Source organism: Gordonia sp. NPDC003950 (assembly GCF_053605205.1).
In genome coordinates this window covers 1-12,672 of sequence record NZ_JBSGIT010000030.1, presented here as the reverse complement: position 1 = coordinate 12,672, position 12,672 = coordinate 1, and the positions used below count along the sequence as shown (strand labels likewise).

Genomic DNA, 12,672 nt, shown 5'->3' with positions numbered 1-12,672 from the left:
GGGACGTCACGCCGGGGCGGCGATTGCGCACTCCTGGCCACCCTGCGGTTACCGTTGTCTTCGTGGCCAAGTCCCTTCCCATCCAGCGGATCACCCCTGCTCCCGAGGTCGATCTCGATTTTCCGCGTGAGTGGTATGAGTTCAACGATCCGGAGAACGCCGAACACGTCATCAACGCCGACCTCACCTGGCTGTGTTCGCACTGGACCTGCGTGTTCGGCACCCCGGCGTGTCAGGGCATCGTCGACGGCCGGGAAAGCGACGGGTGCTGCACCCACGGCGCCTACCTGTCGGACAAGGACGACCGCAAACGTCTGGCCAAGGGGATGTCGCTGCTCACCGAAAAGGATTGGCAGTTCTACAAAAAGGGCTCTGGCAAGGACCCCCTCGGGCCGCGCGGCTATCTGATCGAGGACGAGATCGACGACGAACCCGCCCTCAAGACGCGACTTCACAAGGGCGCGTGCATCTTTCTGAACCGGCCGGATTTCGACCGCGGTCCGGGATGCGCCCTGCACGCCATGGCGCTGCGCCGCGGACTGGAGCCGCTGACCGTCAAACCCGATGTGTGCTGGCAACTTCCGGTTCGCCGGGTCCAGGACTGGGTGGACCGGCCCGACGGCACCCAGATCCTCAAGACCACCATCACCGAATACGACCGGCGCGGTTGGGGTGAGGGCGGCCACGACCTCAAGTGGTACTGCTCGGGTTCGCCCGACGCGCACATCGGTGCCACCCAGGTGTGGCAGTCGTATGAGCCGGAGCTCACCGAACTCATCGGTGCCGCCGCCTACGGTGTCCTCGCCGACGCCTGCCGCCGTCGCAACGAACTGGGGCTGGTCGCCGTGCATCCGGCCACCACCGCCGCGACCACCCGCCGCAGCAGCGACATCAAGTACGAATTGCTCGACATCGAACCCGCCTGACACGGGACCCATGTGAGTTGGGGGGTGTCCCGCCACGCCGACAAGCGATATCAACGCGGTGTCAGCGGTCCCTCGCGTCGTATATCGACACGAGCGACCTCTCACACCGCGTTCATATCGGTCGATCAGGGTTCGAACTTGTAGCCCAGTCCGCGGACGGTCACCAGATGCTTCGGCGAGGCCGGATCGGGTTCGATCTTGGATCGCAGCCGCTTGACGTGCACGTCGAGGGTCTTGGTGTCGCCGACGTAGTCCGCACCCCACACCCGGTCGATCAGCTGACCGCGCGTGAGCACCCGCCCGGAGTTGCGCAGCAGATACTCGAGGAGGTCGAACTCCTTGAGCGGCAACGTGATCGACTCACCGTTGACGGCCACCGTGTGCCGTTCGACATCCATCCGCACCGGACCGGCCTCCAGCACCACCAAGGCCAGATCGTCGTCGGAGACATCCCCGCCGCGGCGCAGCACCGCCCGGATGCGGGCGATGAGTTCGCGTGCCGAATACGGCTTGGTCACGTAGTCGTCGGCGCCGAGTTCGAGTCCGACGACCTTGTCGATCTCGCTGTCGCGGGCGGTCACCATGATCACCGGAACGCTGGACCGGGCGCGCAGCGCCTTGCAGACCTCGGTGCCGGGGACCCCGGGAAGCATGAGGTCGAGCAGCACGATGTCGGGGCTGATCCGGTCGAATACGGACAGCGCCTGCGCACCGTCGTTGACGACGCTGGCCTCGAAGCCTTCCTTGCGCAGCAGGAATGCCAACGGGTCGGCCAGCGACTCCTCGTCCTCGACGATCAGTACGTGCGTCACCAATTACTCCTCACTTGTTCGGGCTGACGGGTCATGCGATCTGATCCGCACGTCGTCTCACGGATTCGCCACCCGCGTGGCGTCGTGGACGTCGGCGTCACTGCGGGGGTTGGACTGGGGGATGGACAGGGTGAAGGTCGAGCCGGTTCCGGGCTGACTCCACAGGTTGATGTTGCCGTCGTGGGTGGCGGCGACGTGTTTGACGATGGCCAGGCCCAGACCGGTTCCGCCGGTGAGGCGTGACCGGGCCTTGTCGACGCGGAAGAACCGCTCGAAGACTCGTTGCTGATCGGCGGGGCCGATGCCGATGCCGCGATCGGTGACCGCGATCGACACCATCGAGACCCCGTTCATCGTCGTCACCCGGCGACTGACCGAGACGGTCGTCTTGGCCGGCGAGTAGGCGATGGCGTTGACGATCAGATTGCTCAGCGCCGTCAGCAGCAGCATGCGGTCTCCGCGGACCGTCACGTGGATCGGGTCGTCGGAACGCAGTGAAATGCCGGCCGCCTCCGCGCTGATCGCGGCGTGGTCGAGTGCGGTACTGATCAGTTCGTCGACGTCGACGCGGGTGAACTCGGGGGTTTCGCCGCCCTCGAGTCGCGACAGGGCGATGAGCTCGGTGACCATGTTGCCCATCCGGTGGGCCTCGGCGACCACGCGGCGACCGAAGTGCTCCACCGATTCGGGGTCGTCGGCCGATTCCAGCATCGCCTCGGCGAGCAACCCGATCGCCCCCACCGGGGTCTTGAGTTCGTGGGACACGTTGGCGACGAAGTCGCGGCGAGTGGCCTCCACACGCAGGTTCTCAGTGTCGTCAGTGCCGTAGACCATCACGTAGCGCTCGTCGCCGTAGGCACCGACGCGGGCCAGGCACCGCACCGATTCCGCGGTCCGTTTGGCCGCGCGGCCGGTCGAGAGGAAACCCAGCGTCGAGGTGGGCGGCACGAAGTCGAATCGTTCGTCCTCGCCGGAACCCAGCGCCACCAGCGACGCCTGCCAGACCGGTTCGGCGAGCAGGTGCTCTGCGACCATGCCCAGTTCGACGGCCCGCTGGTTGTAGAGGACAACGTCGCGGAATTCGTCGACCACGGCGACGGCCACCTCGGAATGCCGCACGATCAGGCTGAGCAATCCGGCCTTGGTCATCCGGCCGTCGTCGGTGACGGTGGGGACGTCGAATTCCCGCAGGGCCGCCGACTCGGGCACCAGACGGGGTACCTCGGCCGCGGAATCACCGGGATCGTGTTCGGCGATGAGACTGCGCGACGACTCGGCGGGGGCACCGTCGGTGGGGTCGGTGGAGCGCGCGAAACGATCACGCCACGCTCGAGATCCACCTGTCCACCAGGCTCGAGAACCACCTGTCGACCAGTTGACGCGCCCGAGCACGAATCCGACGGTCACCGCGAGCACGATTGCCGCGACGACTCCGGCAATATATGCAGCGGTCACAGTCGCAGCTTACGGTCCCGCAAACACCACGAACATTCGCGACGGCACAATTCGACTGCCGTTCACGTGCTGTTCGACCATTTCGTGACCTGAGCCACCTACGTGGTGCATAACGGCTCGCCGACTCGCCTATTGCGGTACCGGCACCGCCATGTCGGCGTATTCGGGATGCTGCTCGATGAAATGCCGAACATACGAACAGACCGGCACCACTTGTTTGCCCGTCGGCCGGATGTCGTCGAGAACGGCCTTCACCAGCTTTCCGGCATAACCGCGACCGGAGTACGCGTCCGGGATCACGGTGTGGGTCAACACGACCTGATACGGCTCGGATACGTAATCCACGTATCCGACGGTGACCTCGTCACCGTCCGCGTCATTGCTCAGAACTGCCTCGTACCGCTCTCGCGCAGGTGAGTGTGCGATGCGCAGGTGCCCCGGATCTGCCATGCACCCAATGTAGCGCGCGTCACATGACAGACACCATGACGATTGTGTTACGGATCACACCAGCGGCTACTTCTGCCCCTGTGCTGCGACGGCCGCGGCCCCGGCGGCGGCGGCTTCCGGATCGAGATAGGTGCCGCCGGGATTGAGCGGCTTGAGGTTCTCGTCGAGGTCGTAGCGCAACGGATTGCCGGTCGGGATGTTCAGGCCCGCGATGTCGGCGTCGGAAATCCCGTCCAGATACTTCACCAGGGCGCGCAGCGAATTACCGTGCGCGGCAATGAGAACGGTCTTCCCCGCCTTCAGATCCGCGGCGATCGTCTCCTCGAAGTACGGCACCAGACGCACGACGACGTCCTTGAGGCATTCGGTGAGCGGCACCTCGGGCAGGTCGGCGTAGCGCGGATCGTGGGTCTGGCTGTACTCCGACTCGGGATCGATCGGCGGCGGCGGGGTGTCGTAGCTGCGACGCCACAGCATGAACTGCTCGTTGCCGTACTTCTCGAGGGTGTCGGCCTTGTTCAGCCCCTGCAGCGCCCCGTAGTGACGTTCGTTCAGACGCCAGTCCCGGATCACCGGGATCCAGTGCCGATCGGCAGCATCCAGCGCGATCTGGGCCGTGGAGATCGCCCGTCGCAGCAGCGAGGTGTACAGCAGGTCGGGCAGCACATCGTGCTCGACGAGCAGCTCGCCGGCCCGCACCGCCTCGGCCTTGCCCTTGTCGGTGAGCGCCACGTCGACCCAACCGGTGAACTGGTTGGACGCATTCCATTCGCTCTCGCCGTGCCGCATCAGGATCAGGGTGCCGTTGCTCATGGTCGATAGTCTCCCACAGACCGCCCCGGCGCTCTTCTCACGTCGAGTGGGCGCCGATTCCCGTCGAGTGGGCACCGATTCCCGTCGAGTGGGCGCCGTTTCCCGTCGAGTGGGCGCCATGCCCGAGCGGTCACCCTCGTCGGGCCGGTGACCGCCGAACAGGTCCCCGTCCCTCGACTGTCCAGCCCGCGACCGCCCAGATCGTCAGATAGGCCAGACCGAAGAACGCGGCGACGGCCACGCCGACGCCCGTCGACTCGACGTGCGCGAATGGCGTTCGCACCCACCCGAGCGTGGTGTGGATGACGGCGTCGGGACGGGTCACCAGATCCCAGGAGTTCCACCGCTGGAATCGTCCGATGACGACGCCGATCGCACACAGCCCGACCGACGCAACCGCCGCGATCCACCCGACGATTGCTCCGAACTCCGCCTCCAGCCGACGATGCACCACCAACAACGACATGACGCCGAGCATGATGCCCGTCCACGCCGCGAATCCGTATTGCAGCACGTGCCGCCACAGGTCGTATCCCTCACGCAGGTGCACGAGATCGGTGACAAGGTACGGCGCATTCGGATGGAACGCAAGCCATCCCAGTCCGAGGGGGATCAACCATCCGCGACCCGACACCGACGCGAACCCGGTGGCGAACACCATCGGAATCCACGCCAGGAACAGATTCCACACCAGAAACCGCGACGGATAGTACAGCGGCACAGCAGGATCGGTGACGCCGAGCCCCACTGTCAGTGCCGACGTGGCCAACAACGAGGCGGCCAGTACCGCAGACCTGAGCGTGATCACCGAAGCGATTGTGCACCACCATGCTCCGGGATGTCGGCCGGGTGAATGACCGGCGCCCACTCGACGCGAGACCACGCACGCTCGACGCGAAAGGGCGCCCACTCAACGCGAAAGGGCGCCCACTCGACGTGCTGACGAGAACCGACGAAGACCTTAGCGGCGCAGGTCCTTTCGGAGGATCTTGCCGGAGGCCGACTTCGGGATCGCCTCGATGAACTCCACCGCACGAACCTTCTTGTGCGGGGCGACCTTGGCGGCGACGAACTCGATGACCTCGGCCTCGTCGAGGTCGGCGTCGCCCTGTTTGACGACGAAGGCCTTCGGGATCTCTTCGCCGTCTTCGTCAGTGACGCCGATGACGGCGGTGTCGGCGATCTTCGGATGGGTCAGCAGCAGTGCCTCGAGTTCGGCCGGCGGCACCTGATAGCCCTTGTACTTGATCAGTTCCTTGAGGCGGTCGACGATGTAGACGCATCCGGTCGGGTCGACCTGCGCCATGTCGCCGGTGTGCAAGAATCCGTCGGCGTCGATGGTGTCGGCGGTAGCCTGCTCGTTGTTGAGGTACCCCAGCATCACGTTGGGGCCCTTGACCCACAGTTCACCGGGGGCCGAGAGTCCCTCGGTGGGCAGCGGGATCTCTTCTCCGGTACCGGGATCGACGATCTTGTTCTCGGTGTTCGGAATGGCCCATCCGGTGGACGACAGCGGCGGGTCCTCGCGCCCGAGGACCGCGGCGGTGTCGATCGGGATGAGGTGGCTGACCGGCGAGAGTTCGCTCATGCCGTATCCCTGCAACATGTGCAGGTCCAGCCGCTTCGCGACGGCCTTGCCGAGTTCGTCGTCGAGGGGTGCCGCGCCGGACATCATCGTCGTCAGCGAGGACAGGTCGTAGTTGTCGACGATGGGATGCTTGGCCAGCGCCACCGCCACCGGCGGTGCGATGTAGGCGCTGGTGACCTTGAAGTTCTGGATGTTCTCCAGGAATTCGACGAGGTCGAACCGCGGCATGACGACGAGTCGCCCCCGGTTGTAGAGCGCGGCGTTGAGAAGCACGGTCATGCCGTAGATGTGGAAGAACGGCAGCACCGCGATCACTACGTCGTCGGGGGTCATGCCCTGCAGCGGCTTGATCTGCACGACGTTGGCGACAAGGTTACGGTGGCTCAGCGCAACACCTTTGGGGTTGCCGGTGGTGCCGGAACTGTAAGGCAGCGCGGCGACGTGTGTGGCGGGATCGAAGCTGACGTCGGGTGCCGGCAGGTTGGGGGCGAGCAGGTCCGCGGCGTTGGGATGGCCGGTTACCTCCTGGCCCTCACCGTCGAGGATGAACAGCTGCTCGTCGGCGAAGCCCACCTGCTTGGCGGCCTCGATGGCCTGCGGGGCCAGCGCCGAGATGGTGATGAGCATCTTCGCCTGCGAGTTGGTCAGCTGCTTGGCGATCTCGTCAGCGGTGAACAGCGCATTGATCGTGGTGGCGGCGGCGCCCGCGCGCAGCACCCCATGGAACACCGTCGCGAAGGCGGGGATGTTCGGCGAAAGGATGCCGACGACGTCGCCCACGCCGATACCCCGGGCCGCCAGTGCACCGGCTGCGGCGTTGATCTGGCCGATCAGCTGCCGGTAGCTTGTCTCGGCCCCCGACTTCGGGTCGATCAGCGCGGTGCGATCGAGGTACTCCTCGGCGATGTCGCCGAAGAGGAGCTCATACAGGCTGACATTGGGGATCTCGACGTCGGGAAAGGGACTGGCGAAGCTCATGGCACCTCCGTTGGCGGGATGATCGGAGCAATCGTATCAACACTCATTGCCACGGTGTGATGCGCACCTCGGTCGGGTTTGTCCGATACCGGCCTCGCCGCGCCGCCCGCGCCCACCTCCACCCGAACTCAGGCGTGACCCTCGTACCCGTCCCCGTCGCCGCCACCCGCTTCGCGCTGCGCATCGTCGACGACGGACGCACCGCTCTCGCCGGGCACATACCGTCCCTCGAGCGGCTCACCGGGTTGCGGCAGCGCGTCCTTGTCGATGAGGTGCTCGAAGGCGAGCAGGTTGCGCAACGACTCGCCGCGCGACACCCGCCAGGCCCATTCGCGGCGGATGGAGGTGATGAATCCGATCTCGAGCAGAGTGTTGAAGTCGCCGTCGGCGGCCTCGAGGACCTGCCCGAGGACCCGGTCGATCTCGTCGGCGGTCAGTGCGTCACCGGAGATCCGGCCGATGAGGTAGATGTCGCCGGTGTTGTCGATCGTGTACGCCACGCCGTAGAGCCGCCGGTTGCGTTTGAGCAGGAACCGGTAGACACCCTCGTGATCTTCGTCGGGACGTCGGCACACGAAGGCCTCCAGCCGCACCCCGTAGTTGCTCGCGGTGAGCAGCACCGTGGTCTTGAGTTTACGTTCACCGGGCAGCTCGAGCACCACGTGCTCGGACTGCGCTCCGCCGGAACTCTTGCGGCTGAACGAGATTCCGTGCTCGGTGAGCACCTTCTCCAACAAGTCGATGTGATCGGTGTGGCTCATCTTCCGTCCCTCTCCCTCTCTGGTCACCGTCGATACCGCGGCGGGGTCACCGGGCGACGGCGTCCCCGAATGATGACGTCACCCAGTGATTCGGACCGATCGACGATCGAGATCACCGCGATCGGACATCACATGGTCATGCGCGACCGGCGACGCCGCCACCGGCGGGTGGCCCGCACCAGTGGTGTGGCGACGGTCGACGGCGACATGGTGTGCGCGAAGGATTCCATCGCGCGACCGTAACCGGCGACGAGCGCGTCGGTGGTGTGTTCCCAGGAGAACTGCTCGGCGTGGGCACGCGCCGCGATCCCCATCCGGGTGAGCTGGTCGGGGTCGCTGAGCATCTTCTCCAGCGCGTTCGTCCAGTCGCCGATCTGATGTCCGTCGACGAGCATCCCCGAGCGTCCGTCGGCGACGGCCACCCCGAGACCGCCGACGTCGGCGGCGAGGACCGGCGTTCCGCAGGCCTGCGCCTCGATGGCCACCAAGCCGAAGCTCTCCGAATAGCTGGGCACCGCAACGAGATCCGATGCCCGGTACACCTGCGCCAGGCGGGCCGCCGGTTGCGGCGGCAGGAAGGTCACGTCGTCGGCGATGCCGAGTTCGGCGGCCAAATCGATCAGCGCGGTCGGACGATCCAGCCCGCTGCCCGACGGCCCGCCGACGATGAGCACGCGGACCGGCCGGCGCCCGTCTTCGCGGGAACGTTCGATCAGCGGCGCCGCCGCGGCCAACAGCACGTCGGGCGCCTTGAGTGGCTGGATGCGGCCGACGAAGGTCACCACGGCGGCGGTCGGGTCGAGCCCGAGTTCGGCCCGCGCGACCGCCGCCGAACCCGGTGTGTAGCAATCGAGATCGGCGCCGGGGGTCACCACGTCGATGCGCGCCGGGTCGGCGCCGTACATGGTGATCAACTCGGTGCGCTCGGTGTCGGTGTTGGCGATCAGCCGGTCGGCCTGGGCCACCACCTGCTGCTCCCCGATCACCCGCAGCCGCGGTTCGGCGGCGTCCCCCTTGGCCAGCGAGGCATTCTTCACTGCGGCGAGTGTGTGCGCGGTGTGCACCAGCGGCACGCCCCAGCGTTCGCGCGCCAACCAGCCGACCTGCCCGGAGAGCCAGTAGTGCGAGTGGATGACGTCGTAGTAGCCGGGCCGCTGCATCGCCTCGGCCCGCAGGACCCCGGCGCTGAAGGCGCACAACTGCGCGGGCAGGTCCCGCTTGTCGAGGCCCTCGAACGGGCCGGCGGCCACGTGACGCACGACGATGCCGTCGGCGGCGTCCACCGCGGGTGCGTCCATCGACGACGTCGCCCGGGTGAAGATCTCGACCTTGATCCCGCGGCGGGCGAGCCGACGGGCGGTCTGCCAGACGTAGACGTTCATGCCGCCGGCGTCGCCGGTACCCGGCTGCGCCAACGGCGAGGTGTGCACCGAGATCAGTGCGATACGCCGTGGCCGGGACGAAGTCATCCCACCAGCTTAAGGCGTGGCGGATGTGTCGACCGGGGCAGCGCCCGTCGGCCGCCCGGGCGTTGACACCTGATGGTGATGTGTCTCACCATCACAGGATGGTGGCAGATCTGTCGCGTGCACCCGCCTTTGCGCTGCGGTCCGGGTCGACGTGGCGTGATCCCTTCGCCATGTACGAGCGTCTGCGCCGAACATCGCCGGTGCATCACGTCACCGACGACGGCACCGGCGCGGCGGTGGATTACTGGGTCCTGACCCGTCATGCCGATGTCTCGGCCGCGGCCACCGATCCGTCGACGTTCTCTTCGGCTGCCGGGTTGACAGTGACCGACAACGAGATCGAGGCCATCGGCATGGCCGACAATCCGCCGCTGGTGATGCAGGACCCGCCCGAGCACACCCGGTTCCGGTCGCTGGTCGCGCGCGGTTTCACCCCTCGCCAGGTGGAGGCCATCGCCCCTCGCGTGCGGGATTTCGTCGCCCGGCGACTGGATCGGATCGATCGGCTCACCGGTCACGACGGGCCGGTCGACATCATCGAACTACTTCTCAAACCGCTGCCGAGCATGGTGGTGGCGCACTATCTGGGCGTTCCGGAACGGGATTGGCAGCGGTTCGACGTCTGGACCGAGGCCATCGTCGGCGCCGTGGGCGATCCCGGTTCGGCGGGCGCCGATGCGGGCGCGGCCACCGGCGAACTCCTCGGGTACTTCGCCGACCTGATCGCCGAGCGGCGGCGTGCGATGGACTGCGGCACCGGCATGGGCGAGGACACGGTCTCCGCGCTCGTCGCCGCGGGCCGGGCCGACGACGACGCGGGGCTGGTGTCGATCCTGGCATTCGTGTTCACGATGATCGCCGGCGGCAACGACACCACGACGGGACTGCTCGGCGGTTCCCTGGACCTGCTGGCGCGCCACCCCGATCAGCGGGCCCGCCTGGCCGACGATCCCGACCTCATCCCCGACGCGGTCTCCGAACTCCTGCGGCTGACCTCCCCCGTTCAGGGACTGTGCCGTCAGACCACCCGCACCGTGCACTACCCCGACACTCCCGAGGGACCGGTCGAGATCCCGGCCGGGCGCAAGGTGTTGCTGTGTTATGCCGCGGCCAACCGGGATCCGGCCGTCTTCGGCCCCGATGCCGACGAACTCGACATCGCTCGGCGTCCGCGGGCGATACTCACCTTCGGCCGTGGCGATCACCATTGCCTGGGTGCGGCGGCGGCCCGGATGGCGGCGCGGGAGACCCTCACGGCCATCCTGGCCCGGTTCCCCGACTACGAGGCCGGCGACATCGATTGGGCTGCAGGCAATTATGTTCGACGCCCGACGCGTATGGCGTTTCGACCGGGGGTCCACCGATAGCCGACCCAGGGCAGGTTGTGGCGCGGCGACGCCCCGGGCCCGCCGGCGTCACTCCTCCGGACCGCCCGGATTGCAGCGCGTAGCCACCATCTGCTGTTCGTCGACGACCGGCCGTTGCGGCTCGATGTTCCAACTCGGCTTGTCCGGTGCCACCAGGCGGGCGTAGGTCCAGTGACAGTCGAACTGCGCCCGCATACCCGGGGTGTCGGCGTCGGGGGCCAGCTTCAGGACCTCCGCCCAGGCGACGTCGGCGCCATCGTCGGAGTACGTCTTGCGTCCACTGACGGTCGGATGGATCTGCAGGCTCGGACCGACCGCGGTCGAGACCCACTCGACGTGGTCGACGTAGGGCGGGCGGTTGACCGGGTCGATGGCCGGGGTCGGCGGCGAGTAGGAGCCCAGGCCAGTCGCCGTCGGCACCGACACGCTCGAGCTCGGTGCATCCGATGTCGCCGACGACGACGCAGCGGCCGAGTCGGTCGAGGTCGACGTCGTCGACGATCCACCGCAACCCGTTGCGCTCCCGACGATCAGTGCGCACGCCGCCGCGCCGAGCACGATCCGGCCGCGGCCGGCCACCGGGAGCCGTCGATGAGTCACCCTCGCGAGACTAGCGGCCGGGGTACGCTCCGCGGTGTGGGGTCTTCGCGGCGGTGGTGCACATCGCCGACGATGCTGCCCGTTGCGCTGATCGCGGTACTGCTTCTGCTCACCGGCTGCGCTACGCACGATTCCACGTCGACGGCGGTCACCCACGACTTCGGTGGCCGCGTGGACACCACCACGAACTCACTGCTGCTCGACGGAAGCCCGTGGCAGCCAGTCGGATTCAACGCCTACCAACTGGGTACCGATTGGTCGGTCAACCGCGGATGCGGTGCCGAGGTCGATCTCGACAGGTATTTCTCGGCGCTGCCCGCGCGCAGCCTCACAAGGTTCAACCTCTATGCCTCCTTCGCGGTGAGCGTCACGACCGGTGGCCTGGACTTCGCGCCACTGGACGCGGTGTTCGCCGCCGCGGAGCGCCATCACCAGATGGTCTTGCCGGTGCTCACCGGGTCCTCCGGCGCCTGTGAGGACAACCAGTTCAAGGACCGCCAGTGGTATGTCTACGGGTGGCGGACGACACCGCACGTCGGTGGACTCACCTATGCCCAGTGGCTGCCGATCGCGGTGAAACGCTGGGCCGGGCGGACGTCGCTGGCCGGGTGGGAGCTCGTCGGTGAGCCCGAGGCCAGTTCCTGTGGTGCCGGCGGGTGCGCGTGGCAGCAACGCCTGTGCGCCCCGGGGGCCGCGCAGGTGCTGCGGGACTTCTTCGACTCCGCGGGTGCACAGTTGCGTGAGATCGACGATCGCCATCCGATCTTCTCCGGCACCACCGGTGGCGACCAGTGTTCGCTCGCCGGCGACGACATCTTGACGGTCGGCGCTTCGCCCAACATCGATATCCTCGACTACCACGATTACCGGTACGACGACGGCGCCCCACCCGCCGGGAGCGACCTCCCGACCCGCTTGTCTCAGTCACGGCAGCTCGGAAAACCCCTGGTGGTCACCGAACTCGGCATGAAGGCCGGATCCTGTCGGACGTTGCAGGAGCGCTATGACACTCTGCGGGAGCAGACACTCACCGAACGACGGTCCGGGGTCGCAGCAATCCTGTTCTGGGCGTTCGTACCCGACCCACGACCAACCGAATGCACCTACGACATCGGCTTCGACGACCCGCTCTGGCAGGTGGTGTCCGACCTCAACCGCTGAGACCGCGCATCTGCCGGGCCGAGCTTGTCGAGGTCGAGACCACGTCCGCAACCCAACGACGAAATCTCGCCACCACCAACCGAACCCACGCGTGACATAGCCGACAGCATTCACCCCCACCAGATTCCGCGCGGAGAAGTTTGTCGGTGCCCCTCGATATACTTGTCACAGTTCAGTTGATACGACCGAGCAGAGGTGGGTGAACATCATGGCCGACACCACAATTCGCACGACTACCGCGCCGGAGTTGTCGATGACCGCCGCCGACGCCGCCATGATCGATCACCTCCCC

General features: G+C 66.9%; 12 protein-coding genes. 3 read left to right on the top strand and 9 right to left on the bottom strand.

What is annotated here, in order from left to right; translation table 11 throughout:
• The first annotated feature begins 89 nt into the window (after positions 1-89).
• Positions 90-926 (top strand): hypothetical protein, encoded by an 837-nt coding sequence (locus ACWETB_RS21235; RefSeq protein ID WP_452213508.1) that lies wholly within the window; start codon positions 90-92, stop codon positions 924-926.
• Between the two features lie 125 nt (positions 927-1,051).
• Here the strand turns inward: ACWETB_RS21235 and ACWETB_RS21230 are convergent, their stop codons facing one another.
• The 8 genes from ACWETB_RS21230 to mshA all read right to left on the bottom strand — a co-directional run bounded on the left by ACWETB_RS21230 (position 1,052) and on the right by mshA (position 9,252).
• Positions 1,052-1,738 (bottom strand): winged helix-turn-helix domain-containing protein, encoded by a 687-nt coding sequence (locus ACWETB_RS21230; RefSeq protein WP_449741584.1) that lies wholly within the window; start codon positions 1,736-1,738, stop codon positions 1,052-1,054.
• Between the two features lie 57 nt (positions 1,739-1,795).
• Positions 1,796-3,193, bottom strand: coding sequence for a sensor histidine kinase (locus tag ACWETB_RS21225; protein ID WP_452213453.1), 1,398 nt, complete (start codon positions 3,191-3,193; stop codon positions 1,796-1,798).
• Between the two features lie 129 nt (positions 3,194-3,322).
• Positions 3,323-3,643: a GNAT family N-acetyltransferase gene (locus ACWETB_RS21220; protein WP_348807682.1), complete on the bottom strand. Its 321-nt coding sequence runs from the start codon at positions 3,641-3,643 to the stop codon at positions 3,323-3,325.
• 66 nt (positions 3,644-3,709) lie between these two features.
• Complete coding sequence (locus tag ACWETB_RS21215) at positions 3,710-4,456, bottom strand: phosphoglyceromutase (protein ID WP_348807453.1); 747 nt, start codon at positions 4,454-4,456, stop codon at positions 3,710-3,712.
• A gap of 130 nt (positions 4,457-4,586) precedes the next feature.
• Entirely contained in the window at positions 4,587-5,264 is a 678-nt protein-coding gene (locus ACWETB_RS21210; protein ID WP_452213450.1) for a DUF1361 domain-containing protein, read from the bottom strand.
• Between the two features lie 153 nt (positions 5,265-5,417).
• Entirely contained in the window at positions 5,418-7,022 is a 1,605-nt protein-coding gene (locus ACWETB_RS21205; RefSeq protein WP_449741587.1) for an AMP-binding protein, read from the bottom strand.
• A gap of 128 nt (positions 7,023-7,150) precedes the next feature.
• Complete coding sequence (locus ACWETB_RS21200) at positions 7,151-7,783, bottom strand: YbjN domain-containing protein (RefSeq protein WP_449741588.1); 633 nt, start codon at positions 7,781-7,783, stop codon at positions 7,151-7,153.
• A 128-nt stretch (positions 7,784-7,911) separates the two neighbouring features.
• Positions 7,912-9,252, bottom strand: a complete 1,341-nt coding sequence (gene mshA / locus ACWETB_RS21195; protein WP_452213445.1) for a D-inositol-3-phosphate glycosyltransferase — start codon at positions 9,250-9,252, stop codon at positions 7,912-7,914.
• A 98-nt stretch (positions 9,253-9,350) separates the two neighbouring features.
• Between mshA and ACWETB_RS21190 the strand changes: the two genes are divergently transcribed.
• The gene (locus tag ACWETB_RS21190) at positions 9,351-10,619 is read left to right on the top strand and encodes a cytochrome P450 (protein WP_452213443.1); all 1,269 of its coding nucleotides are present in this window, start codon (positions 9,351-9,353) and stop codon (positions 10,617-10,619) included.
• A gap of 48 nt (positions 10,620-10,667) precedes the next feature.
• On the opposite strand, the gene ACWETB_RS21185 is transcribed toward ACWETB_RS21190, so the two are convergent.
• The gene (locus ACWETB_RS21185; RefSeq protein WP_348807677.1) at positions 10,668-11,219 is read right to left on the bottom strand and encodes a DUF2599 domain-containing protein; all 552 of its coding nucleotides are present in this window, start codon (positions 11,217-11,219) and stop codon (positions 10,668-10,670) included.
• 72 nt (positions 11,220-11,291) lie between these two features.
• Here ACWETB_RS21185 and ACWETB_RS21180 point away from each other — a divergent pair, with 72 nt between their 5' ends.
• On the top strand, positions 11,292-12,380 hold the full coding sequence (locus ACWETB_RS21180) for a beta-mannosidase (RefSeq protein ID WP_425476109.1): 1,089 nt from the start codon (positions 11,292-11,294) through the stop codon (positions 12,378-12,380).
• Positions 12,381-12,672 lie beyond the last annotated feature (292 nt).